Genomic DNA, 24,341 nt, shown 5'->3' with positions numbered 1-24,341 from the left:
TTATAAAAACGATTAATTAAAGGCCGGTAACTTTGTTATCGGCCTTTTCATTGTTATCAATTAACCTGCGATTGTACTCATTGGTTTTAAGTATTTTTTTTGTCATTTGTTATAATGACCACAAATTAGTTTATTAAGCCTGAGTAATGACACAAGCAAACAACCCACTGCACGGTATAAAACTTGAAACCATCGTTAATGATTTAGTCGATAATTACGGCTGGGAAGAATTAGGAAGCCGTATTAACATTCGCTGCTTTAACGACAATCCAAGTGTTAAATCAAGTTTAAAATTTTTACGTAAAACCGAATGGGCTAGAGACAAGGTCGAATACTTATGGCTTAAAATGAATAAACTTCCTTTGCCTGCACCAAAGCCTTATGTGGACAGAAAGGACGCTCCTGCAGCAAAAGACTCAAAGTCTTTTCATACTGATAAAAGTACTGAAGGTGTTAATGCCAACATTTGGGGCAAGTAGTCACTTTATCGTTTTAGCTGACTCACAGTATTAATAAGCATAAAAAAGGCATGAAATTCATGCCTTTTTTATTGAGTAATCTTAAAGCTAAACTTGCCTACATCGGGAATTCAAAGATTAAACGCCACACCTGTAACTCACCATCAGTTTGATAACTGATACCAAATCGGTCGGTGCTAAACCAACCCCAGCCAAGTGGTTTTGATAACGCCAAGGTCGCACCTACTTCATAAGTGCTTGATGTGTGAATGTCATCTTCTAACGGCGTAATAAACTTAAGCTTATTAAAATACCAGCGCCCAGCAACGAATAGTCTAGGTTCAATAGTATAATCCCCCCAATCCCAATGCTGGCCAAGGCCAAAGTCTATTCCCGACTGCAATACTGAATAACTCTCAGAACTGTCATTAATACTACTTTTATAGCCCGCATAATAAACTCGATTCACCCATACCGGAGTATATTTAGCTTGCTCCAACTCATATAAGGCTGACACACCTGTTGAGAAAATACCCACATTGCTTGAATTGGAAAAGTTGTGCCCATAGCCTAAATCTAAATAGCTTTCCAATGTCAGCTGCTCATCATAAAGCCATTTGTATTCAATTCCTGGCGTGATGGTCATTGTGCCAACATTGTCAGGCAATTCACCTTCGGGTAAGTCACTGAAAGAGTAATTAAAAAAACCTAATGAGATAGGTAATCTTAATGTCAAAATATGATCTTCAGACTCTTCAATATCAAACGCAAACGGAATATTCACTACGGCAGCATTTTGTCCAGAAGCGCGGTAAATACCACTACCAATGTAATTGGCAAAAGCGTAGTGAGATAGATCGGGATTATTTGCCTCATCAGCATGACTGCTAGGCATCATAAAAAAACTAATAAAAAGCGCTGCAAATAACATTGCAACGCTCTTAGAATTGATAAAGCTAAACGCTTTCAATTGCGGTAACCCATTTTAATAAGCTGTTTTAATTACAAGTTAATGTATTCAAAATGAATCAAGGTTATTTTTCGTTATCGACAAAATGATGCTCAGTCATTAAATGACCTAGTTCTGTTGATTTCGTTTTTAAATAATCTTCATTGTAGCGATTTTTTCCCACTTGCAAAGGCACTCTTTCAGCAACTTCAATACCTACAGATTGCATCGCTTTTACTTTACGTGGATTATTAGTCATGAGTTTAACTTTACTCACACCAATTTGCTTAAGCATAGGCTCAATCATATCGTACTTACGCATATCAGCTTCAAAGCCTAAACGCTCATTTGCTTCTACGGTATTAGCACCTTGATCTTGTAATTCATAGGCACGGATTTTATTTAATAAACCAATGCCACGCCCTTCTTGGCGCAAGTAAAGAATAAAACCTTGACCTTGCTCAGCAATGTTTTGCATTGCAGTTTGCAGCTGAAAACCGCAATCGCAACGTAAACTAAATAAAGCATCGCCAGTTAGGCATTCTGAATGAATACGGCCTAACATCGGCTCGGTGGCATTGAGCTCACCATAAGTTAACGCCACATGCTCTTTGCCGGTTTCTGTATCTTCGAAACCATGCATTGCAAATACGCCCCAAGGCGTAGGTAACTTAGAAGTGGCGATATATTTAATCGACATGGATAAACCTTTAAGACAACGCTCAATCCTTGAGACTATTCATCCTTGAACTGACATATATGTCATGACTATTTCGTATATTGGACTAGAATTTTGCAGGAGCAAAACCGGTGACAACAGTGATATTCATTTCACGGCCCATAGCTGTCATTGGATGAACAACTACAAGTCCTTTAACTGACTTTTTAAGTTTGCCCATATCAGCTTGTTCAGCTTTAGTCAGCGCACGATTGAACTTTAAGCCTTTAACTTCTTGACCTTGTTTGTTCAGTTGACGTGATTGCTGGTTTTTCAAACTAGCAATTCGCTTAGTGACTGTGGCAATTTCTTTCTTAAACTGCATGATAATCGCTTTATCTTCACGAGCTTCAGCGGCAGCAAGTTTACGACGAAACTTCTCTGCTTTATCGTTTAATGCTTGCAGTTCTTGTTTTAAATTCATTTCTTTACCTTAAATTCTTTCATGTTATCGATAGCAATGAGTTGTTTTGATATCGAACAACACTTTTTCGAACGCAAATTATATACCTAAAGAGGTTGAATTAGCTAACTTCAAAGCCCGTTACAACGCATAAATTTACTATTTCATCACTGGTATGGGTACTTCATCGTCTAATGGGTATAAATTGGACTTTGATTACTATAGTTTTTTATAACGTTTAAGTTAAACTCGATACAGTAATAACGTCATTATCGATGAAAACAAACTCTGATTGTTCATGTCCCAGTTATTAATAGTTGTAAAACAAATCCATCAAAAGTGAGCTTCAAAAAGCTCTTTCATGACAATCAGCAAGCCACAACTAAAAGTTTACTAACAGCAATAGTTAACCAACAGTAATTAACTCACTCATATCATGAATAACTTGATTTGAACTTCCACGCCATTTTAGGCTTGGGTCGGCTAAGTCTTGTTCAAACTTGCCATCAACTAATACATCCACATACGACAACACTTGCTGTTGTTTCAGCGACATTTCATCAAGTTTATAACCACTCCACAGCCAAATGTCTTTATCAGGGCATTCCGCTTTTACACGTTTTACTAAAGATAATATAGCGGTGAGATTGGCTGGAAATAACGGATCGCCGCCTGACAAAGATAATCCACGGCGTTTGATTCGAGTATCATTTAAATCAGCAATGATTTGATCTTCCATTTGCTTATCCACTTCATGACCTGAGCGAGGATCCCAAGTCGACTGGTTATAACAACCGCGACATTGATGTTCGCAACCTGATACAAACAAAGTGCAGCGCGTACCGGGGCCGTTAATCACATCGACAGGATAATACTGATGAAAATTCATAACACTTACCTTTCAAATAAATAAGGCGCTATTCAGCGCCTTATTTGATTCTATCTTAACTCAATGACACAACTAGATATGCTTAACGCGGCGCTTCACTTCTTCTTGCTTACCGTGGTTAAACGGACGCGCATCTGGGCTACCTAAATAACCACATACACGACGTGTTACCGATACTCTGCTTGGTTCATGATTACCACATTTAGGGCAAACAAAACCTTTGCTAGTACAGTTAAATTCGCCTACAAAGCCACAGTCATAACACTCATCAATTGGCGTGTTGGTGCCGTAATAAGGCACTCGGCTATAACTGTAATCCCATACGTTTTCTAATGCTTCAATGTTGTGTTGCATGTTAGGAAACTCACCATAACAAATGAAACCACCGTTTGTGATTTCTGGATACGGTAATTCAAAATCAATTTTGTCGTATGGATTAACTTTCTTTTCAACATCTAAGTGGAAGCTATTGGTGTAGTAACCTTTATCAGTGACACCTTCAACTACGCCAAACTGTTTTGCATCTAACTGACAGAAACGGCTACACAAGTTCTCACTTGGGGTGCTGTATAAGCTAAAGCCATAACCAGTTTCTGCTTTCCAAGACTCTGTTGCACGCTTCATTACATTGATAATTTCAATGGCTTTGGTACGAAGTAACTCACTATCAAATACATGCTCTTCTGTTCCGTATAACGCATTGATGGTTTCATGCAGACCGATATAGCCTAATGAAATCGACGCGCGACCATTTTTGAAAATTTCAGAAATATCATCATCAGCTTTTAAGCGAACACCACATGCGCCTTCCATATACAGAATTGGTGCTACTCGGGCTTTAACCCCAACTAGTCGAGCGATACGCGTGTCTAATGCTTTACGAGCCAATGTCATTCTTTCATCAAGTAATGCGAAGAATGCTTTTTCGTCGCCTTTTGCTTCAATCGCAATTCTTGGCAAGTTAAGGCTAACCACACCTAAGTTGTTACGACCTTCGTGAACAAGCTCGCCATTTTCTTCGTAAGTACCTAAGAAAGAACGGCAACCCATTGGGGTTTTAAATGAACCAGTGACACGTTCAACTTGTTCATAGTTAAGAATATCTGGATACATGCGCATAGTGGCACACTCTAATGCCAGCTTTTTAACATCATAATTGCTATCAGAAGCTTTATGATTTACCCCATCACGAATAGCAAATACAAGTTTTGGGAACACCGCGGTTTTACGGTTTTTACCAAGGCCTGCCATACGTACTGTTAGTATCGACTTTTGAATTAATCGAGATTCCCAGCTGGTGCCCAAACCAAAACCGAAGGTCACAAATGGTGTTTGGCCATTTGCTGTATGCAGTGTGTTCACTTCATACTCTAAAGACTGGAATGCGTCATGACATTCTTTTTCTGTCTGCGCCATAGCAAAGGCTTCAACGTCGCTAACGCCCCACTCTTTACCAATCACTAATTGCTTTTGGTAACTCTTTTGTACAAATTCTGCTAACACTTCATCGATACGGTTAATGGTAGTACCGCCGTATATGTGGCTAGCAACCTGCGCGATAATTTGTGCAGTAACTGCTGTCGCTGTTGAAATTGATTTTGGCGTATCAATTTCTGCGTTACCCATTTTAAATCCATGGGTCATCATGCCCGCTAAATCAATTAGCATGCAGTTAAACATTGGGAAGAAAGGTGCATAATCAAGGTCATGATAATGCAGTTGACCAGACTCATGAGCTGCAACAATGTCTTTAGGTAATAAGTGCGATTTAGCGTAATGCTTAGCCACAATACCCGCTAATAAATCACGCTGAGTAGGAATAACTTTTGCGTCTTTATTGGCATTTTCATTAAGAATAGAGCTGTCGCTTTGTTCAACTAGACCACGAATTTCACAGTTAAGTTTACTTTTTGCTTCACGACAAATATCGCGGTCATGGCGATACTCGATATAATGGCGAGCCACTTCTTTATGAGGCCCTTCCATTAGTAAGTTTTCAACCAAATCTTGAAGATGATGAATCTCTACTTCTTGTTTGTGTGATAGCTGCTCTTTAATCACACAAGCTACAGTAGCTGCGTAATCTACATCGGCATGACCTGTAGCCGTCGCCATTGCAGCAACAATGGCATCCCTTATTCTAGACTCATCAAATACAGTCCGACAACCGTCCCTTTTTATTACTACAGGCATTACTTTTACTCCATTTATGCACAGGATATAAACACTATATATCCACAGCAAAGAACTAACAAACACAAGATATGGTGCATTAAGCAATAATGAAGACTAGAAATCCATGATCTGGATCATAGTTTAATGAAGGCATATAAAATGAAAAAAATTACTGCCAAGCTCTGCACTAAATAGCAATACAGAGCTTGACCAGAATTATGAAAACCGTTATCGGCCTAGCGAAGAGTTGATTAAATGAGCGGTTTGACGTACTGCTTGTCGACCTGCTTCTATGGCTTCTGCAGCGCGATGAAATTCCATGGTGCCAATATCTGCAAGCTGTGGCACCAAACAAACATCAGGTGGGTCACCCATCAAACGTGCACGCTTATGTCGCTGCTCTAAAATATCCATTGATTGAGACATCACTGCGATCATTCCGGGGTGAGATTTAGTCGACATCGAAAACTTTTCAGTCAGACCAGAAATGTACTCTTTACCTTTACCCAGAATATCCATAAACGCTGACTCAGATTCTTTTGCTTCTTGCTGTTGTTTTTCAAGTGCTGTCGGCGCACGGCTTTTCATTTGTTGTGGCAACATATGCATACTATTGCGACGGTGACCATTCAAATCAACCGCAATAACCACATCCACATCCATTGCACGGCACATTGATACTGGAACTGGATTGACTACTGCGCCATCCACCAACCAGCGATCTTCGAGTTGCACTGGCGGTAAAAACCCGGGCATTGAACAAGATGCTCTAACGGCATGACGTAAATCACCTTCTTTAAACCAAATTTCTTGCCCTGAGTATAAATCTGTCGCAACGGCAGAAAATGGTTTGTTCAATTGTTCAATTTTAAGTTCACCAATTCGGCCTGCTAAGACATCAAACACTTTCTCGCCACTGATTAAGCCCCCCTTGCGCCAGCTTAAATCCATCAAACCTAAAACATCCCAGCTAGAAAACCCGCGTACCCAGCTCTCTAACTCATCGAGATGATCATTGGCGTAAGCCGCGCCAACTAATGCTCCCACTGAACATCCAGCAATTTTATCTGGATAAACCCCCATTTCAGCAAGTTCTTTTAACACACCAATATGCGCCCAACCTTTTGCCGCACCACTACCTAAGGCAACACCTATTCGTAATTGTTTGGTGTTAGTTGCTTCTTTGGGGACATCCGACATGTTTTTATACATCCTTTAACGAAAAATACGACAAAATTAAAATGGTAAAACTCAGCATAACTGAGGCTTAAGCTGTTGGCTATCTCAGGCTTACACGTTATAATATCTGGCTATCATTTTTTAGGGGATTTACCTTTGTTATTTACCGATTTTTCTTTAGACAAACGCTTACTTGAAAGTCTAAAGCATATGGGCATTTCTGAGCCAACTGAAATTCAGCAGCAAGCCCTGCCGATTGCCCTAGCGGGTAAAGATTTAATGGCATCTTCAAAAACCGGTTCAGGTAAAACCCTGGCATTTTTATTACCAGCACTGCAGCGCGTAATATCAACAAAGGCCTTATCTAAAAAAGATCCGCGTGTACTTATTTTATTACCAACCCGAGAGCTTGCTCAGCAGGTTTATGGCCAGCTTCGTTTATTGGTGGCAAACACTCAATATAAAGCGGTGAGCATTTTAGGTGGTGAGAACTTTAACGATCAAGCAAAATCGTTATCCCGTGATCCTCACTTCATTGTGGCTACACCGGGGCGCATTGCCGATCATCTTCAGCAGCGTCATCTTTACCTTAATGGCCTAGAACTGCTTATTCTAGATGAAGCAGATCGCATGCTTGATTTAGGGTTTGCACCACAACTAAAAGCCATTAATGACGCAGCGGATCACAAGCGCAGACAAACCTTGATGTTCTCAGCCACACTCGATCATGACCATGTTAATGATATTGCTGCGACATTACTGAAAACCCCAAGCCACGTGGCTATTGGTGCATCACACAACGAACATAAAGATATTACACAGCGTGTATATTTAGTTGATCACTTAGATCACAAACAAGCACTATTGCAGCACATACTTAAAACTGAACAGCACAAGCAAGTAATTATTTTCACAGCAACTCGTGCGGACACGGACAGGTTAGCAAAACTTCTCGCTGAACAAGGCTTAGAAACTGCAGCGTTAAGTGGTGACTTAAATCAATCTGCCCGTAATCAGATTATGGATAAGTTCAGCCGCGGTCAGCAAAAAATATTGGTGACAACGGATGTTGCATCTCGTGGACTCGATTTATTAAACGTGTCATTAGTGATTAACTTTGACATGCCAAAATTTGCTGAAGAATACGTACACCGTATTGGCCGTACTGGCCGTGCCGGTGCCAAAGGAGATGCAATTTCATTAGTTGGCCCTAAAGACTGGGACAGTTTTAAGAAAATCCAAGTATTCTTACGTAAGAATTTCGACTTTTCGACTATTGAAGGTCTCCAAGGCAAGTTCAATGGCCTGAAAGATAAGCCTAAAGCGGCCAACAAAAATGCGAAAGCAAACGACGCCAAAACATCGAACAAAAAGCGTAGTACAAGCAATAAGCCTAAAACAGCACCTAAGCGTGATAAACGCTTTATTACTGGTGTTGATATTGGTGATGCGCCAATGCGCCGTAAAGCCAAACCAGTAAAGATTACTGAAAACGATAACTCGATTGTTCAAGATGATGAACAAGAGCTTAGCGAAGATTAAACCCAATTTAAGCCTAATGCAGCTTTCGCAGCGTTAGGCAAAATCAAACTAGTACCAAAGTAAGGTGAAACATGAAAATTTGTGGCGTGGAATTAAAAGGTGGCGAAGCCATCATTAGCTTATTAACTTATGAAGTAGAAACATTCAATGTACCTGAATGTCGTCAAATCTCATTCAGCATTTCTAAATCAGCTGAAACAGAATCAATTCGTGAGTTTCATTTTGCTTTCCACAAATTAATGGAAGATTACAAAGTTGACGAAATCGTCATCATTGAACGTGAACAAAAAGGAAAGTTTGCGGGCTCTGCAACTAGCTTCAAAGCAGAAGCGGCAATTCAAATTACTGAATTACCTGTTAGCATCATTAGCCCTGTTATTATTAAAGAAGAACTAAAGCGTAACCCGCCACAAGCGGATCTAGAGACGCTTGGCCTAAAGCGCGTACAATTACCTGCTTTTGAAGCTGCTTACGCACAGCAAAACCGTCGCATGTACGGCAAAGTTTAAGACAAAAATCAGCTTAAGCTAAAGTAAACAATAAGCCTATCGATTCCCTTAGTCATCAGTTTGATGAAAACATTAAGATGAATTGGTAGGCTTAGTTTTATCCGCTAATTAATCATATTCCATTGGGCAAACTAACAAGCTATGAGCTCCAAAAAAGCATCCAGCAAACTAGCAGACAAACCAGCTCGTAAAGCGCCGCCTAAAATGGCAGTTAAAACCAGCTCAGCTAAAGTTGCAGCGGCAAAAGATACCTTAGCAGGTCTTGTGACCAGTAAAGATGTGCAAGCAAAGCAAAAACAGCAAGCCCAGTTAAAATACCTTAATGGCTATTCAGCCAGCACCATAGAACAAGTTAAACATCATATTGAAAATGACACCCTCGAAAACTTGCTATTAAGTCGTTATCCAACCATACATGACATACGCACCGATAAGGCCTTATATGACTATGCTATGGAATTTAAGCAGCAATATTTAAAGCAGTCAGACCCTATATCAAAAGTCATTTTTGATGAAAAAATCAGTTTAAGTCATCAAGCTTTAGGGCTTCACACCTATGCTAATCGTGTTCAAGGCAATAAGGTCAAAGCCAAAAATGAGATTAGAATATCTTCAAGACTGCGCCATGTTCCTGAACCATTATTAAGAATGGTTGTTGTACATGAACTGGCTCATCTTAGAGAAAAAGACCATAACAAAGCTTTTTATCAACTGTGCAAATACATGACCGCTGATTATCACCAACTGGAATTAGATTTACGCTTATTACTAACCTGTATTGAGCTAGGAAAGTCACCGTATTAAACTGCATGTACTAGTGTTGATATAAGTAATTTACAGGGGAAATAGTTATGTTTGTAGCAACATTCAGAGGTGATAATCGCCGTACCCGTAAATACAAATCAGAAAAAGCCGCTATGAAAGCCATAAGACATTGGCTTATGGGTAATCAACTAAAAGGGTTTTCTGTTGGTTTAATGGGGCCAGGAATTGAACCTAACGAATTTTACAACTGGGAAGAAATTCCATTTGAAGAACCTAAGCCAATAGATTTTTATTCATCTCAAAAATGGAAAGCTCTTCGAAAAGAAGCATTAAATAAATATATCGGCACCTGCATTTGCTGCGGAAGAAGTGCAAAAGATGGTGCCGTCATGCACGTTGACCATATAAAACCACGGTCAAAATATCCTCAACTTGCTTTAGACATCGACAACCTACAAATACTCTGTGACCTTTGTAATTTAGGCAAGTCTGACAATGACGAAGCTTAAAATTAGTCCATAAAAAAACCACTTTCAATAATATCGAAAGTGGTTTTAATCTACAAAAAATGATTGTGATGGTGTTAACCTAAATCCATCATCATTTGTTTGCTGCTCACCAACTCTTTAAATTTAGCCATTTGGTTTTTAGGTAACACTGACGCTTCAACAATACTGACTTTCATCGGATTCGCAGGGCGGCCGTTGACATGAAATTCGTAATGCAGATGCGGCCCAGTAACACGGCCTGTATTCCCAGTTAAACCGATAACTTGACCTCGCTTAACACGCTGCCCTTTACGTACTAAGAATTTTGATAAGTGCAAATAGCGGGTTCTGATATTGTTATCATGTTCAATCACGATATATTTACCAGCAAAGCGATGGTTAGTGACCATTGATACTACACCATCACCTGGTGCAACCACACGGGTGCCAATAGGTGTCGCAAAGTCAGTACCGTTATGAGGCGATACTCGCCCAGTTACTGGATGTTTGCGATTAGGGTTGAAATGCGATGATAAGCGATATTGACGCTCTAACGGTATCCGCTGGAATGCACTTGCAAGCCCTTGACCGCGCTCATCGTAATAATTGCCATCAACATTTTGAAAAGCATTAACGTTATTTCTACGGGTATTAATCCTAACGGCTTGTAGCTGCGAGATCCCAGTTGACTCCCCTTCAATATATTGATCGTTCATCAATACATTAAATGTATCACCAGCACGTAAATCACGTGAGAAGTCGAGTTTACTTGAAAGCAAAGTTTCAATAGTTTGAATGTTAGCCGCGCTCAAACCCGCTCTTTGAGCGGATAGATAGAAAGATCCATTTATCTCACCGCTAATGATGCGATTTTGCCAAATACCTTCAATATTGATTTCTTCGACGCCATAGCTACCATCATCAAACCGAGTGAATATTACTTGATAAGCAGGATTAAAATACAACTCAAGTTTAGTGAGGTTTTGCTGCTCATCTTGAAAGAATTGAATTCGGTTCCCCAAAGACAATGTATCTAACGCTAAAACATTTAAATCAGCTTCGAGCACTTTGTACATGGTTTGCTGGCCAATGCCTGCAAGCTCAAACAAGTGGCCTAATGTATCGCCATTTTGGATCACACGTTCAAAATCAGGCTTTACTGGCTCGATAACTTCAAACGTTGAAGATGTATGTGTCACTATAGATTCAATATCTAAAGCTACTGGAATACGTTGGGAAGAGAATTCTTGCGGAGTCGGCCACAGCAAGGCAGCCGCTACTACAAATACGCTGGCAAGCAATAATTTTCTATGTAATACAGGCAGGTTCGGCACTTTTCTCAATCGTGCTTGCATCTCGCCTCTTTTAACTGAAAGCAATCTAAATCCGCCATAAATATATAAAAAGTAATACCTTTTAGCTAAGTCGATTAGACAATGCGGCCACCTATAAGGTGCATACTTAAGCACTAGAAGATATATTAGCGAACTGTTATACCAAATAAATAGCCTAATAAAAATATAATCTAGCGTTTGAACTGCATAAATTTGAAGTCAGCAGAGGCCACCTGCCCACTATTGCGGCAATCGATAACTGTAAGTGACGCACTTGGGTAAAGTCTGTTATCAGGATTTAGCGATAAGCGTATTAGGTTTAAATTAATCTGAAGTTAGCGCTGATAACTTAATCTTGCGAAGAGACTGTTAACCCCAAACATGACGAGTAATTCAATCAAAAAAGGGCGATAAAGCTGTCGCTTATCGCCCTTTTATCTTCAAGTAACATTTGAATTAAAGCTTGAATTTGCGCTCATTTATTACCAAAACTTATACAGCGGGTGTATCGAATTTATATTCAGCTTGTAATCGACTAACGCCCAGGCCATTCATCTTATTCACTTTGATTTGCACACTAATACGTTCTTTCATTGCCTCAATGTGACTGATAACCCCAATCATTTTTCCTGACGCGTTTAAATTATCTAATGCATCTAATGCAGTATCTAATGTTTGGCTATCAAGAGTTCCAAAGCCTTCATCAAGGAATAAAGAGTCAATGCTAGTTTTATGACTCACTAAATCAGACAGCGCTAACGCTAAAGCCAGACTCACTAAAAAGCTTTCACCACCGGACAAAGTTCGAGTGTCACGTACAGCATCACCTTGCCAAGTATCCAAGACTTGTAACTCCAGCGCTTCAGATTGTTTTCTTTCCAGTAAATAGCGACCTTGTAACCTATCCAATTGGCGATTGGCCAAAGTCACCAAATGATCAAGAGTCAATCCTTGGGCAAATTTACGGAACTTATCGCCTTTTTGAGAGCCAATAAGCGAATGTAAATAAGCCACATCATCATAGTCTTGCCTTGCTTTAGCCAGTTGCTGCATTAATTGCTGCTGATTAGTGCGTTTATCTTCATCTTCCGCTAATTGATGGGTGATGTGCCAAAGCTGTTGCTTGACCTCTGCAAGATGAGTTTCAGCTTGTTGATTTAATTCACTGACTTGTTCGATATCAACTTGATCATAGCCTAACTGCTCACCTTGATTTGTTAACTCAGCAAGCTGACTTTTTGCCTGCTCAACTAAAGTGCTAGCTTTAACCATCCCTTGCTCTAATCGTTGCTTAAGTCGTTGCAAAGCCTCTCGCTGCTCAGTGGGCATCACGGCTTGTTCAAATTCAGCTTGAGTTTCAAACGGGCTTTGCAAAAGTGCACTATCAAATGCACTTTTTGCTTGGGTTAATTCATGACTTAAACGATCAATTTGTTGCTGATTAGCTTGAAGCTCTGCCGCCACTTTGTCTAACTTTTGCTGCTGTGTCATTCGACTATCACTGGCTTGACTCAAAATTTGCTCAGCTTGCTGAACTGACTGTTGGCTGACTTGCTTCTCGTTGACACATTGTTTATCGGCAAATAAATCAAAACGCTGCTGAGTTAGACTTTGCAACTCTGTTGTCGTTTGCTTAATTTGACTATCTATCTGCTTTACTTGCTCAGTCAAGTCTGTAATTTGCGTTACAAGGCTCGCACTTTTTTGCTCACACAACTTATGTTGTTGCTCTAATTGACCTTGTGCTTCAATCGCTGTTTGCCATTGAACAATTTGCGTGTCTAATTGGATTAACCAAGTCTCAAATTGACTCATTTCCGGCATGATTAAGCCTGCTTGTGAGATGCTCGTTTGGCTATCGGCTAATAAGTCTGCAAGCTGTTGATGTATATCCTGCCGCTGCTGTTTATGCTCTTGAGACTTTTGTTGTTGGGTTAGATATTGCTGCTCAAGTAAGTTCAGCTGATGCTGCTGTTGTTCAGCTTTTGATTTTGCAGTTTGATATTGTTCGATATTTTGTTGGTGCGCATGGGAAAGCTTACGGATATCTTCCAATTGTTGATGCCGTTGCTGTTGTAACTCGTTTGCTTGCTCAATAAATTGCACCACTGACTGACCATCTATCACATTGTTAACAGGCGCTAGATACTCCACAGCTAAATGTTCAGTAAGTTGCGTAAACTCTACTAAATACTGCGCAAGCTGGCTCTGACGTTTTGATTGCTGGGTTGTTAATAGCTCAAGCTGATGTTGGCGCTGCTTTTTATCAAGACTAAGCTTTTCACCTTGTGCCTTAATCTCATTTAATGCATCTGATTGAGCTTGAAAACGTAATTCAGTATCACTGACATCAATTGCTTGATAGTGCTCGACTAACGGGTGTTCAGTTGCGCCGCATAATGCACAAGGCTCACCTTGAATCAATTTAGCCCGCTCGGCGGTTAAATTAACAATGTGTTGTTCTTGCTTGAGCAGGGTTTGTAAATCTTTAACTTGCTGATTTTTTTCACTCCACTCACTACGCACCTGATTAAGCTGCTGGTCAATTTGCGTAATTAGGCTAGTTAACTGCTGTGACTCATTAAGCTCAATTGTTTGTTCTTGTTGCAGTTCATTATGCAAATGTTGAAGCTGCTGCAGTCGACTACGAGAAACTTGTTGGTCAATTAAGGTTTGATATTGCCCTTGCAAGATAGCCTCTGAGCTTTCACCTAGCAATTGCGATAACGCTTGCTCACTTGCTGTTACCAACGCTAATTTGTCTTTGGCTTCATTATGTATCAAAACAAGGTTCTGCTGATGCAGATTTAGCTGTTGCTGATTCTCTCCATCTTGCTGGTTATTTGTCTCAATTAATTGAGCTAATTGTGATTCTTTCTGACTTAATCCAAGATAATGAGTTGCCTGTTGCTTCCAAACTGCAATATGGCTTTGGATAAATTGTCCTTGAGGGAAACGTTCAATTAACTGAGCATTAGTTGCCTGAGCTTGGTTTACCCCAGAGAGTTGGGTTATATTTTGTTCTTGCTCACTCGTTAAGTTTTGTTGCTGAATTTGCAACTGCCCCTGAGCCTGTTGCTGCTGCGAATGCCGAAAATTAAGCTGTTCAATTTTATTGTCTAAAGGCTGAACCTGCTGCTCTATTAACTCAAGTAATACTTGGTGGCTTTGTTTGAGCTGTTGGCATACTTGCAGGTTATCCTCATGTTGAGCGGCAGCGGTATCAAAATCCACTTTAGCTTGCTGCAGGCTTAAGTTCAGTGTTCGTTGCTTAGCAGAAAGCTGAGATTGGTGCTCATTCAACTTATTGAGCGCAGTAAATAAAGGGGCGATAACTTGAGCTGGCTCACTAGCACTCAACTTATTTAATGATGATGTCTCAGCTTCACTCTCTGCTTCAGCTTTAGCAAGATCACTTTGACTTTGTTTAAGCAGAGATTGGGTTTTACTATGCTGCTGTGCCCAAGATAATTGCTGCTGATACAATTTAACTTGTGTGTGTAATTCACTGGATTGTTGCTCTAATTGCGCAGACTGTTGTCGTTTATCTTTTATGTCAGCATCACTTAACAACTCAACACTATCAGTTTTCGCCTCGAGCAGTTTAAGCCCTTGCTTGGCTTCACTGAAGTTTACGTGAACTTGTTCTGAAATGAGGCCATAGATTTCAGTGCCAGTAAGCTCTTCTAATAACTCTGCGCGATCATTGGCATCGGCATTTAAAAATGCGGCAAACTGCCCTTGAGACAACATCATTGATTTAGTAAATCTGGCAAAATCTAAACCTGTAACTGCCTCAGTTAGCTCAGTTTTTTGTTTAACTTGGCTTGCTAAAATTTTACCCGAATCAAGTTCTGCAAGTTCAACTTGTGCATCTTGCAGGTTACCATCAATTTGACCACGGGAGCGACGCTGGCTCCAAAAGGCGCGATAACCTTTACCTTTTACTTCAAACTCAACTTCAGCCAAGCAGTCACTGGTGCCACGGGTCATAAGCTCGTTAGTGGTTTTTGAGATAACTTTTAGTCTTGGTGTGCGGTGATAAAGCGCTAAACAAATTGCATCTAAAATGGTGGTTTTACCTGAACCCGTCGGCCCTGTGATAGCGAACAAGCCATTTTCTTTAAAGGGTGACTGGGTAAAATCAATTTTCCACTCATTTTTTAATGAGTTAATGTTTTTAAATCTCAAGCTAAGGATTTTCATTATTTGTCTTCCTCAGCACTTTGCGCTTCAACCTGAGCCACCACTTGGCTAAATTGTTGCTTTACCCTTGCAAGTCTTTGCAGCTGATCTGTCTCTGTAAAATCTTCTTGCGCAAGGCGGCGCTCAAATACATCATTGACTGATAACTCTGACAAGGTTTCATTATCCAGTTGCTCTATTTGCTGCTGACGCTGATTACGGGCACGCTTGAGTTGTAAGACCTCAACCGCTAAAGGCTCTGTTATATCGGCAATACGAGTCTGTAAGTCACTTAAAAAGTCTTGTTGTGCCACTTCAATACTGAGCCAAGTTAACTCAGCAGTCATATCGCCTTTCTCAGTCGGTTTAAGCGCAAATTCCGATAACTGTTGTTCAATATCAGTAAGGCTACCTTTTATGTTCGCCATTGCTTGAAAACGTGGCACTTCAATCGGTGTGACTTCGGCTAGTTTGTCTTGCTCGAACTCGACAAGAAACACACTTTTTTGCCCTGATAATTCATCAAAGCTCAGTGAGATCGGTGACCCGCTGTAGCGAATATGTTCGGTCTTAGCAATTTTTTGTGGTCTGTGAATATGACCTAAGGCAATGTAATCGGCAGCGGGGAAAAGTGATGCATTAAAAGCATCAAGACTACCGATATAAATATCTCTTACGGACTCACTGGTGCTTGCGCCCACTGTGGTTAAATGGCCAGTAGCAATAATCGGTAAAGCCTGAGCTTGCTTCGCATTCAAACGCTCGGCTTCAGTAAAGCATTGCTCGTACAAAGAGGCTATTTCATTACCCAATTTACGCTGTTTATCAGCACTTGATTCACCCGACTGACTGAGCACCAAATCACGGGGCCGCAGATACGGAAGAGCGCACACAATAGCACAAGGCTTTTGATGCTTGTCATTAACGAGAATGACATGCTGATTGGGATCATCTAATGCCCCAGGTATAACCGTTGCATTTAAACAAGCAAGTAACTGCTTAGACTCGCCTAATGTAGCAACCGAGTCATGGTTACCACCCAACACGATTAGTTTGCACCCTGTCTTTTGAATATCAACAATAAACTGATTGTATAAGCTTCTAGCATAACTTGGCGGCGTGCCCGTATCAAAAATGTCACCTGCAACAATCAGTACATCAACGTCATGCTGTTGTATTTGCGCTAATAACCATTGCATGAATAAGTGGTGCTCTTGAGCGCGACTTTTTCCGTAAAAATTTTGACCTAAATGCCAGTCCGATGTGTGAATAATGCGCATGAGAACCTATATATTGCTAAAAGTTGTACGTAAATTAATGGCAAGCATTTGTTAGAAAAGACGCAGCAAAGCTTATGCGTACTGGGCCCATAACAATTTGAAACTCATTAGGAATGACATTGTCACCACTAGTGGCTTGATGATTTTAACGCCTTTAGACAACACTAACCGCGAACCTAATGTTGCGCCAATAGCCTGACCAATAAGCATGATTAAACCCAAAACAATAAATACTTGGCCGCCAATAAGAAAGAAAATCAATGACGAAACGTTAGTGGCAAAGTTAAGGATTTTGGCATGAGCGGTTGCTTTAGCAAGCCCGTATCCGGCCAGTGATACAAAAGCCAAAGCAAAGAAGCTCCCTGTACCTGGCCCAAAGAAGCCATCGTAAAAGCCGACGCCCAATGCAGCAGTAAACGCAAACATTGTTGGCGTGAGCACTTGCTGTTTATCATCTTCTGAAATTTTCTTAGAAAATAAGAAATAACAACCAATTGCTAGAATCAAGAAAGGAAGAACTAATTGCAAAATACTGACATCAATCATTTGTACTATGATGGTTCCCACAGCAGCGCCAACAAAAGCACAAATAATGGAAAGCCTTGCCTGTTTTAAATTAATCATCCCTTTGCGAATAAAGTACAAACTGGCAAAAAAGCTGCCACCACACGCCTGTAATTTATTGGTGCCTAATGCAGCCGCTGGCGGCAAACCTGCCCACATCAAGGCTGGGATTGTTAATAACCCGCCGCCGCCTGCTATCGCGTCAATAAAGCCTGCGAGAATAGCAACAAAAAATAAAATAATAGCGATTTGTAGAGTCAGCTCAAACATGAATAAGGTCTTAATTTATTATTAATAGGCCATTAGACCTGCTTTAAAAGCAAAATTCAAAAGCTATCTGATACAAAGATAAGATTGTGTATTTTATAAAACTAATTGCAAGAAACCATTAACAATTCTGTTGTTTAATTAAACTCAAAACATAAAAAAAGCAGCCAAGGCTGCTTTTTTTATGTCTGTTATACAACTGAAGCATCTAAACAAGATAACTTAAGTTAAAAGCCCCAGAAAAAATTCGTGATTAAGAACAGAATAAACATACTGATGAAGTTAATAATAATACCCGCACGCATCATTTCTGATTGCTTAATATACCCTGAACCAAACACTATCGCATTGGGTGGTGTTGCCACTGGTAACATAAATGCACACGACGCTGCGATACCGATAACCACAGATATCATTACTGGTGATAAACCTAATGGCTCCGCAATAGCAGCAAATACTGGAACTAATAAGGCTGCACTGGCGGTGTTACTGGCAAACTCAGTCAGCATTACTACAAAAGCAATCACAGCAATCACAAACAATGCCATATGCGCATTACCAAAAATATCAGTCACGAAATGAGCTAAGAATACACTGGTACCAGTCGCTTTAAGCACTGCACTTAATGTTAAGCCACCACCAAATAAGATTAATACACCCCAATCGGTAGTCGATTCAATCTTTTTCCAATCAACTAACTTAAGACCGGCAAGCACCACAACGGCGCCTAATGCGACTATGGTATCGAACTTACTAATTCCACCTAACGCTTGAGAAAGCGGTTTACTGAAAATCCAACAACAAACCGTCGCTAAAAAGATGACTAAAGTCAGCTTACCACTTGTAGACAAAGACTCTGTCTCTGACTTGATTTCACAAGTAGCCGATAGGTCGGGCTTTAGAAAAATGTATAACGCTATCAACATAGCAGGTAGCATTAAGGCAACAGTAGGTAAGCCAAATGCAAGCCAATCACTAAAGGTTAGCCCGACTTGAGCTGCTGCAATCGCATTTGGTGGGCTTCCGACTAAAGTACCAATACCACCAATATTAGCTGAATAAGCAATACCTAGAAGCACAAATAAGTAAGTGGTTTTATGATGTTTAAAATCAAGTTGATGCAATATACCTAACGCCAATGGCAACATCATTGCCGCCGTAGCAGTATTACTGATCCACATAGACAGTACAGCTGTCACCAAAAATAACAGCAAACAAGCAATACTGAGCTTACCTTTGGAAAGTAACAGGACTTTTTGTGCAATTAAGCGATCAATACCCTGATGATTTAGCGCTGCCGCTAAAACAAAACCACCAAAGAATAAATAGATGATTGGGTTAGCAAAGTTGCTCATGGCTGTTTGCGTATCAAACACATCTAAAAAGACAGCAATAATTGGAATCAAAATTGCTGTGATACTGATATGAATAGCTTCAGTTAACCATAAAATCGCAGCAAATATTAACAGTGATAAGCCAGTATTTATGCCAGGCTCAAAAGGTAAAAAATTGTACAGCAAAGCGAATAGCGCAATATTACTAAACAAAATAATAAAGTCTTTTTTATTCGATACTGCCGTTGATGACTTGTTTGGTGTGTTTTCCATTAAAGCGCCCTCCCTTATTTTTATTGAGAACAATGTAAAGCACACAAGGGACTAAGATAAAGCACTGTTTTTCGGTTAATTTATTACTTTTGAAATCAAGCTAAATGTGAGCAACGCCTCACTTAAGTGGTATTATGCGACCAAAACGAACAGTAACCATACTTATGTTGTGGTAATTAAGTTCCAAAACAAGGCATTTAGCGATTTGTTCAACTCGAACTGAATGTTTAACCCCATTTAAAAACTGTGATCCATATCTAACAAACCAGCAGCCCGACTAGCTCAAAGCGACTTTATTAGCCAGAACGTGAGCAAGGTCTAAATCAAAGGCACAAAAAAACCTACCGCTAAAGTAGGTTTTTAATTCAATAATTAAACGACTGACACTACAAAAAGCCAATGTTATAGTCAGTTAAGCCCTGAATTTCATTAATTTCAATTAGCGAATGCTATTTCAACATGTTAAGCGGCATTTTATTACGGTGCACAACTCATGTTAAAGACCCAATAGGTAATCAAGCCCGCTACAAATAGCAGCAACTTGCGCCAAAATACAATTTTCATCGTCAGATAATGGACTGTCTGGGTACACTTCGGTGGTGGTTTTATATTGCGCTTGAGTTAAACCTGCACAAAGACCAAGTTTACCGCATGGATAATTAATAACGCCGAACTGGGCTAATTCAACACCAATCAATTTCCCATCGTCATCAGCAGGCGCAATATGAGTGACCTTTTCAACCCCTTCAATAATGGCTCGTTGAAATTCAGCTTGTGGATTTTCTGTATCGCCAACTAAGTAAAAACCATCTGGAATATTCCAATTGTTATTTACTATACCGTCTCTAGCTGCCAGTGCAGGTCTAAACTCTGAATTATCAGTATCTGTGGTTTCATGTAAATCAATATGAGCTAAAATATTAACCCCAATCTCTGCCATCATATTAAGCAAAGCTGCGGACTCTTCTGCAGGACTATTGGCATAAAATGAACGGTTTGGATCGACAGCATTTGGATTCCAACGATTTATGGTTTCATACCCCCAAGGGCTCACACATGGGGCAACGATAATATTAAAGTGCTTAGCATACTCCTCAGCTTTCGTTTCAGCGAAACGAATCGCGCCTTGCACACCGCTAGTTTCATAACCATGCACTCCCCCAGTCACCAAAATAAACGGCTTGTTAGGGTCCCATGCTGATTGAATCATGAGTAATGGATACTTAGCTTGATCATAAGAAAGAGCACCATATTGAGACACGGTAAAACGCGCTCGTAAAGCATCAATTTTACTGACGACTTCTTGCTGATAACTGCGCTTTATCTGTTGCTGCGACAACCATTGCTTTTTATGTTCGTCCGACCATTTTTGACCAGTTACACCTATGCCATAAGACTCGTTAGTTTGCATATCTATCCTAGTTATCATTATTATTTTTGTATTAGCCGTGTGAGTTTATATAACAACCAGCAAAAAGCTAACCTTCTGGAGGGTGCCCTTTCACTGATAAGCTATAGGAAAAGAAGCGTGTGTCTTTCACAAAGCCAATTTTTTCATACACAGATTGGGCTGGAAAGTTGACTTTTGCGGTATCTAAGTCAACACGTACTGCTTCAATCCCTCGCGAAAATTCAATAGAGCATTGGATTAATTTATTGGCGATGCCTTGGTTCCTTGAGCTGGCATCAACAAATAGATCATTTAAAACCACCACCTTACCTAACTCAACGGTAGAAAAAGTTTGATAATTTAGCACAAATCCGACAGCTTGATTTTTATCATTATAAGCAGCAAAAATATACGCATCTTTATTTTTTAAGCGCTCTGATAAATAACATGCATGTTCGCTCTCAGCAGAGTCCACACCATAAAACGACATATATTGCGCAAATAAAGGCAAGATATCGTTATAGTCGGTCAAAGTTATACGATTAAAAATCATCGTTTTCCTCAATTGAACATTGTTATTAATCCTAATGGATTACTATGGTCTGTTAATCTTTCAAGGTTGTTTTTCTGCTCCATACACTCTTTAAAGCCTGCAAGTGCTTCACTTACAGGCCTGAATTTTCAAGTTCCTTCTCATCTAAACCTAATTGTTTGGCATAGCTGATGTTTGGCACAATTCTAAACTCAAACTTTAAGATTTTATGACAGGCTTCATAAAACTCTTCACCCAACCATTGTTTATCATATTGTTGCAATGCGCGTAGCATTGCATCTGCACCTGAGCCTTGCTTAATTGATTCAGGCGCCATAGCGTCGATAAAACTTGCAACAAGGCCATATAAATCTTTTTCAGCATCACCTTCAACAGACCATAAAGTTGGATCAGCATATTGTGCGGCATAATGGCTGGCGGCAATATCTGACCCAATACCGAAATTGACTAACGTCGCTTTTCCATCTCGACAGATAATGTTCTTCGGACAAATAGCTCCGTGGTGAATATCTAAACTGTGAAGGTACTGTAAAGCTGTTAGAATTTGCACAAACCACAAGCGAGGCTGACCGACTTCAATGGTTGGCACTTCATCAAGTCCCACACCTTGTACCCAGTCTCTGGCAATAAATAAATCATCTGACTGAGGCAACTGACCAAAAGCGAGTACCCGTTCAACATGTGGATGATAGATTTTGGCTAGACTACGGTACATATTGCTTAAAGTATTCCATTGGCTATCAACATCTTGATAAACGCTAACACAGCACGGATAATTACCCTGTAAATGCATTGCACGCCAAAGCTGACTACGAGAAGTCGCCGAGATAAATTGATCTAGACGATAATGATGATCAACGATGGCGCCTTTTTCCACTTCGATTTTCTGCGGCAAAGTATCACAAACACCTAAGTCGATAAGAGCCGATAAGTCACAGCGAATTGCATCTAAGTCAATGGTACTGCCATTAGCTGCCGCGCGATACCATTGGTAAATACGTGGCTGCAATGTCTTTTCAGCTAAATCCAAAAATGCTTTGGCGTAAGCTTGAATATCCTCACTGGTGTTCAAGGAGTCTTTAATATCGATAAATTCAACGTCTGCATCTTCAGAAATAAAGATACAGTTATCAGCCCAGCCACCAATGGTGTAGCCACGGCGATGAATTTGTTGCAGTCCAGTGACACTACGACGCAGAATCTCTAATAATTGGTAAGTTGTTTGTTTTTCTACATCGAAAATATTCAATGGCACGCCGCGGGGCATTCTGATGGGTAGAACGACTTGCTCACCGTCTTGAATTAGGGGGGCGCAAAATGGCACACAGCTGCACCCAGACAGAGATTGAATTCGTTTGAATTCATCACGTAACTTCTGTTCGTGAGAGTTAGCTTCTATAGCATCCTCAAACTGACTGATCACTAAAATTTTAAGTAACCAAGGGGCAGTCCAACCACCAGGGTTATACTCTGATTGCCAAACTTCTAATCCTTGTTGTAAAAACAGACATTTAAGCTTAATAAAATCTTGAATCTTATTATTGCGCTGCTCAACTAGAGCCACTTGACCTATGGTGTCTAACACCATTTCTTTTTGTGTTTCTGTAACTGGGTGAATGTGCGGCGCCGTTAAGCCCCATTCTTTGGTCAGCGCTGCAATGATTTTTGCTGGAGTGTAAATACTGAGTTTGCCGGTATCTTTTTCAACAAGAATTTCTTCGCCTTTACGGCCAGTGACAAATACCATTCCTTGACACCAAGGCGCATACACTCCCACTGGGATTTTGTTTTTTAATTTACCCGCCAACACTCGGGCAACATAGTTAGCTTTTGACAAACTATTATCCACATGACGGCCATCTAATGACCACGCATGAAGCCCTGCATTTAAACGGCCAATATAACCTTTTACATCGACAACATAGACACCAAATTCACCAACAACTAGTGCATCGACTTCCATAGCTTGGCCGGTATGAGTAGGGATTTCGACATTGGTAAGGAGTAAATAATCTTCTGGAAGTTCTTCGGATAAAAGAGAAAATGCCCAACGCTCGGCGTCGTTAACTGGTGTACCAAAACTAATATGTCTTGCCATTGAGAATGCGACTCCATTAATAATTATTGTTATCTATTTCTGCATATGGCTCCATCCTATAATAGAAAGGTGCCAAAAAGACACAAAAAAACCACCATAAAGGTGGTTTTTGTTTTCATAAACTTAACAGTAATTATTTCGTTAACTGATGAATCAATTCAGGCACTACATATTCATCATTTAACTGGTGAACATATTGGCTAGAATGATATTCAAACCGTCATGTACTGAAGAGCTTTTCGCAAGAGTTTTTCACAGAGCAAGTTTTCACCGACTCACTCTCAAATATCAACTATTCGCATATTAAGAGTGCAACGCAAATTAATGCGTGTGTGAACAATTATCATCACATTGATGATCATCTTCGTCAGCAAACTCATCATCGCCTTCTTGATGTTGCATTACGCCCCACCCGTCAGTCATGCCGTCAAATTCTTGAGCAAAGGTATTCAGCTCAATCTCTTTTGCGACTAAATCGTCATAGCTAGGTACCATGTTTAAACAAACAATCAGTTCCCACTTTTCGATTTCTTCGCTGAAGTTAAGCTCTAACTCACCATTAAGATCAGTTTGTGCTAATGCTTCAAGCGCTGACTCAGCATCACGCTGATCATCAAAAATTAAAAAGAAATCGACATCCAATGCTACCGATAAATCGATACCAGATTCAGCCATAGCCGCTAACATTTTACCATTATCATCATCAGGAAATTGCATTGTTCTGTCCTTATGCACTGGCAACAATTTTAATGAGCTCGCCATTAAATTCAATGACATCACCCACAACACATTTTTTACGCTTGCGAGTATCAACTTCGTTATTCACTTTAACGAAACCTTCAGAGATAACGTGCTTAGCTGCGCCGCCGCCATCTACTAAACCTTGTACTTTTAATACTTTATATAACTCTACAAACTCATCGCCACTTAATAGTGGGAACTCTGCAACTTCGCTGCTCATTTAATATTGGCCTTTCATCATAAATAT

Annotated in this window: 21 protein-coding genes; 5 read left to right on the top strand and 16 right to left on the bottom strand. The window is 40.1% G+C overall.

Going from position 1 to position 24,341, the window contains the following annotated elements:
• Positions 1-146: 146 nt before the first annotated feature.
• A complete protein-coding gene (locus tag QPX86_RS08200; protein WP_285164891.1) occupies positions 147-479 on the top strand; it encodes a VF530 family protein in 333 nt (110 codons plus the stop codon).
• 97 nt (positions 480-576) lie between these two features.
• On the opposite strand, the gene QPX86_RS08195 is transcribed toward QPX86_RS08200, so the two are convergent.
• The 6 genes from QPX86_RS08195 to rssA form a co-directional block, all read right to left on the bottom strand.
• Entirely contained in the window at positions 577-1,389 is an 813-nt protein-coding gene (locus tag QPX86_RS08195) for a hypothetical protein (RefSeq protein ID WP_285164890.1), read from the bottom strand.
• A gap of 103 nt (positions 1,390-1,492) precedes the next feature.
• Complete coding sequence (gene ribA, locus QPX86_RS08190; RefSeq protein WP_220755105.1) at positions 1,493-2,107, bottom strand: GTP cyclohydrolase II; 615 nt, start codon at positions 2,105-2,107, stop codon at positions 1,493-1,495.
• An 85-nt stretch (positions 2,108-2,192) separates the two neighbouring features.
• Positions 2,193-2,549: a YibL family ribosome-associated protein gene (locus QPX86_RS08185; protein WP_220755104.1), complete on the bottom strand. Its 357-nt coding sequence runs from the start codon at positions 2,547-2,549 to the stop codon at positions 2,193-2,195.
• A gap of 385 nt (positions 2,550-2,934) precedes the next feature.
• Entirely contained in the window at positions 2,935-3,417 is a 483-nt protein-coding gene (nrdG, locus tag QPX86_RS08180; RefSeq protein WP_285164889.1) for an anaerobic ribonucleoside-triphosphate reductase-activating protein, read from the bottom strand.
• Positions 3,418-3,489: 72 nt separating this feature from the next.
• Complete coding sequence (nrdD, locus tag QPX86_RS08175; RefSeq protein ID WP_220755102.1) at positions 3,490-5,610, bottom strand: anaerobic ribonucleoside-triphosphate reductase; 2,121 nt, start codon at positions 5,608-5,610, stop codon at positions 3,490-3,492.
• Positions 5,611-5,820: 210 nt separating this feature from the next.
• A complete protein-coding gene (gene rssA, locus QPX86_RS08170; RefSeq protein WP_220755101.1) occupies positions 5,821-6,792 on the bottom strand; it encodes a patatin-like phospholipase RssA in 972 nt (323 codons plus the stop codon).
• 189 nt (positions 6,793-6,981) lie between these two features.
• Between rssA and QPX86_RS08165 the strand changes: the two genes are divergently transcribed.
• The 4 genes from QPX86_RS08165 (at position 6,982) to QPX86_RS08150 (ending at position 10,096) form a co-directional block, all read left to right on the top strand.
• Entirely contained in the window at positions 6,982-8,313 is a 1,332-nt protein-coding gene (locus tag QPX86_RS08165) for a DEAD/DEAH box helicase (protein ID WP_374758523.1), read from the top strand.
• Between the two features lie 71 nt (positions 8,314-8,384).
• Positions 8,385-8,822 (top strand): DUF3010 family protein, encoded by a 438-nt coding sequence (locus QPX86_RS08160; RefSeq protein ID WP_220755099.1) that lies wholly within the window; start codon positions 8,385-8,387, stop codon positions 8,820-8,822.
• Between the two features lie 204 nt (positions 8,823-9,026).
• On the top strand, positions 9,027-9,626 hold the full coding sequence (locus QPX86_RS08155) for a M48 metallopeptidase family protein (RefSeq protein ID WP_220755125.1): 600 nt from the start codon (positions 9,027-9,029) through the stop codon (positions 9,624-9,626).
• 47 nt (positions 9,627-9,673) lie between these two features.
• Positions 9,674-10,096, top strand: coding sequence for an HNH endonuclease (locus QPX86_RS08150; RefSeq protein WP_220755098.1), 423 nt, complete (start codon positions 9,674-9,676; stop codon positions 10,094-10,096).
• Positions 10,097-10,170: 74 nt separating this feature from the next.
• Here the strand turns inward: QPX86_RS08150 and QPX86_RS08145 are convergent, their stop codons facing one another.
• From QPX86_RS08145 to QPX86_RS08100, 10 genes are all read right to left on the bottom strand, one after another.
• On the bottom strand, positions 10,171-11,430 hold the full coding sequence (locus QPX86_RS08145) for a peptidoglycan DD-metalloendopeptidase family protein (protein WP_220755097.1): 1,260 nt from the start codon (positions 11,428-11,430) through the stop codon (positions 10,171-10,173).
• Between the two features lie 471 nt (positions 11,431-11,901).
• Positions 11,902-15,615: an SbcC/MukB-like Walker B domain-containing protein gene (locus QPX86_RS08140; protein ID WP_285164888.1), complete on the bottom strand. Its 3,714-nt coding sequence runs from the start codon at positions 15,613-15,615 to the stop codon at positions 11,902-11,904.
• Positions 15,615-16,874 (bottom strand): exonuclease subunit SbcD, encoded by a 1,260-nt coding sequence (gene sbcD, locus QPX86_RS08135; protein WP_220755095.1) that lies wholly within the window; start codon positions 16,872-16,874, stop codon positions 15,615-15,617. Before sbcD ends, QPX86_RS08140 begins: the two co-directional genes overlap by 1 nt.
• 72 nt (positions 16,875-16,946) lie before the next feature.
• On the bottom strand, positions 16,947-17,708 hold the full coding sequence (locus tag QPX86_RS08130; protein ID WP_285164887.1) for a TSUP family transporter: 762 nt from the start codon (positions 17,706-17,708) through the stop codon (positions 16,947-16,949).
• 224 nt (positions 17,709-17,932) lie between these two features.
• Positions 17,933-19,312 carry an SLC13 family permease gene (locus tag QPX86_RS08125; protein ID WP_220753418.1) on the bottom strand — a complete coding sequence of 460 codons (1,380 nt, stop codon included), beginning with the start codon at positions 19,310-19,312 and terminating at the stop codon, positions 17,933-17,935.
• A 496-nt stretch (positions 19,313-19,808) separates the two neighbouring features.
• On the bottom strand, positions 19,809-20,723 hold the full coding sequence (locus tag QPX86_RS08120) for a M14 family metallopeptidase (protein WP_285164886.1): 915 nt from the start codon (positions 20,721-20,723) through the stop codon (positions 19,809-19,811).
• A gap of 67 nt (positions 20,724-20,790) precedes the next feature.
• Positions 20,791-21,255 carry a GNAT family N-acetyltransferase gene (locus tag QPX86_RS08115; protein WP_285164885.1) on the bottom strand — a complete coding sequence of 155 codons (465 nt, stop codon included), beginning with the start codon at positions 21,253-21,255 and terminating at the stop codon, positions 20,791-20,793.
• Positions 21,256-21,367: 112 nt separating this feature from the next.
• Positions 21,368-23,353, bottom strand: coding sequence for an NERD domain-containing protein kinase family protein (locus tag QPX86_RS08110; RefSeq protein ID WP_220753415.1), 1,986 nt, complete (start codon positions 23,351-23,353; stop codon positions 21,368-21,370).
• Between the two features lie 321 nt (positions 23,354-23,674).
• Complete coding sequence (locus tag QPX86_RS08105) at positions 23,675-24,070, bottom strand: ribonuclease E inhibitor RraB (protein ID WP_220753414.1); 396 nt, start codon at positions 24,068-24,070, stop codon at positions 23,675-23,677.
• A gap of 10 nt (positions 24,071-24,080) precedes the next feature.
• Positions 24,081-24,314: an RNA-binding S4 domain-containing protein gene (locus tag QPX86_RS08100; protein WP_153915639.1), complete on the bottom strand. Its 234-nt coding sequence runs from the start codon at positions 24,312-24,314 to the stop codon at positions 24,081-24,083.
• Positions 24,315-24,341: the final 27 nt, after the last annotated feature.

It is taken from the genome of Shewanella goraebulensis, from assembly GCF_030252245.1.
In the GTDB taxonomy this organism is placed as follows: Bacteria; Pseudomonadota; Gammaproteobacteria; order Enterobacterales; family Shewanellaceae; genus Shewanella; species Shewanella goraebulensis.
Note: the sequence above shows the minus strand (reverse complement) of the source record. Positions and strands in the feature narration are given on the sequence as shown.

Excerpts from the sequence above, each read along its gene's own strand:
- QPX86_RS08110 (WP_220753415.1), bottom strand. The coding sequence starts at position 23,353 with ATGGCAAGACATATTAGTTTTGGTACACCAGTTAACGACGCCGAGCGT.
- QPX86_RS08145 (WP_220755097.1), bottom strand. The coding sequence starts at position 11,430 with ATGCAAGCACGATTGAGAAAAGTGCCGAACCTGCCTGTATTACATAGA.
- QPX86_RS08140 (WP_285164888.1), bottom strand. The coding sequence starts at position 15,615 with ATGAAAATCCTTAGCTTGAGATTTAAAAACATTAACTCATTAAAAAAT.
- nrdD (WP_220755102.1), bottom strand. The coding sequence starts at position 5,610 with ATGCCTGTAGTAATAAAAAGGGACGGTTGTCGGACTGTATTTGATGAG.
- QPX86_RS08185 (WP_220755104.1), bottom strand. The coding sequence starts at position 2,549 with ATGAATTTAAAACAAGAACTGCAAGCATTAAACGATAAAGCAGAGAAG.
- QPX86_RS08195 (WP_285164890.1), bottom strand. The coding sequence starts at position 1,389 with ATGTTATTTGCAGCGCTTTTTATTAGTTTTTTTATGATGCCTAGCAGT.
- QPX86_RS08105 (WP_220753414.1), bottom strand. The coding sequence starts at position 24,070 with ATGCAATTTCCTGATGATGATAATGGTAAAATGTTAGCGGCTATGGCT.
- QPX86_RS08130 (WP_285164887.1), bottom strand. The coding sequence starts at position 17,708 with ATGTTTGAGCTGACTCTACAAATCGCTATTATTTTATTTTTTGTTGCT.
- QPX86_RS08150 (WP_220755098.1), top strand. The coding sequence starts at position 9,674 with ATGTTTGTAGCAACATTCAGAGGTGATAATCGCCGTACCCGTAAATAC.
- rssA (WP_220755101.1), bottom strand. The coding sequence starts at position 6,792 with ATGTCGGATGTCCCCAAAGAAGCAACTAACACCAAACAATTACGAATA.
- QPX86_RS08100 (WP_153915639.1), bottom strand. The coding sequence starts at position 24,314 with ATGAGCAGCGAAGTTGCAGAGTTCCCACTATTAAGTGGCGATGAGTTT.
- QPX86_RS08160 (WP_220755099.1), top strand. The coding sequence starts at position 8,385 with ATGAAAATTTGTGGCGTGGAATTAAAAGGTGGCGAAGCCATCATTAGC.
- QPX86_RS08120 (WP_285164886.1), bottom strand. The coding sequence starts at position 20,723 with ATGCAAACTAACGAGTCTTATGGCATAGGTGTAACTGGTCAAAAATGG.
- QPX86_RS08115 (WP_285164885.1), bottom strand. The coding sequence starts at position 21,255 with ATGATTTTTAATCGTATAACTTTGACCGACTATAACGATATCTTGCCT.
- nrdG (WP_285164889.1), bottom strand. The coding sequence starts at position 3,417 with ATGAATTTTCATCAGTATTATCCTGTCGATGTGATTAACGGCCCCGGT.
- QPX86_RS08155 (WP_220755125.1), top strand. The coding sequence starts at position 9,027 with ATGGCAGTTAAAACCAGCTCAGCTAAAGTTGCAGCGGCAAAAGATACC.
- QPX86_RS08200 (WP_285164891.1), top strand. The coding sequence starts at position 147 with ATGACACAAGCAAACAACCCACTGCACGGTATAAAACTTGAAACCATC.
- sbcD (WP_220755095.1), bottom strand. The coding sequence starts at position 16,874 with ATGCGCATTATTCACACATCGGACTGGCATTTAGGTCAAAATTTTTAC.
- QPX86_RS08165 (WP_374758523.1), top strand. The coding sequence starts at position 6,982 with ATGGGCATTTCTGAGCCAACTGAAATTCAGCAGCAAGCCCTGCCGATT.
- ribA (WP_220755105.1), bottom strand. The coding sequence starts at position 2,107 with ATGTCGATTAAATATATCGCCACTTCTAAGTTACCTACGCCTTGGGGC.
- QPX86_RS08125 (WP_220753418.1), bottom strand. The coding sequence starts at position 19,312 with ATGGAAAACACACCAAACAAGTCATCAACGGCAGTATCGAATAAAAAA.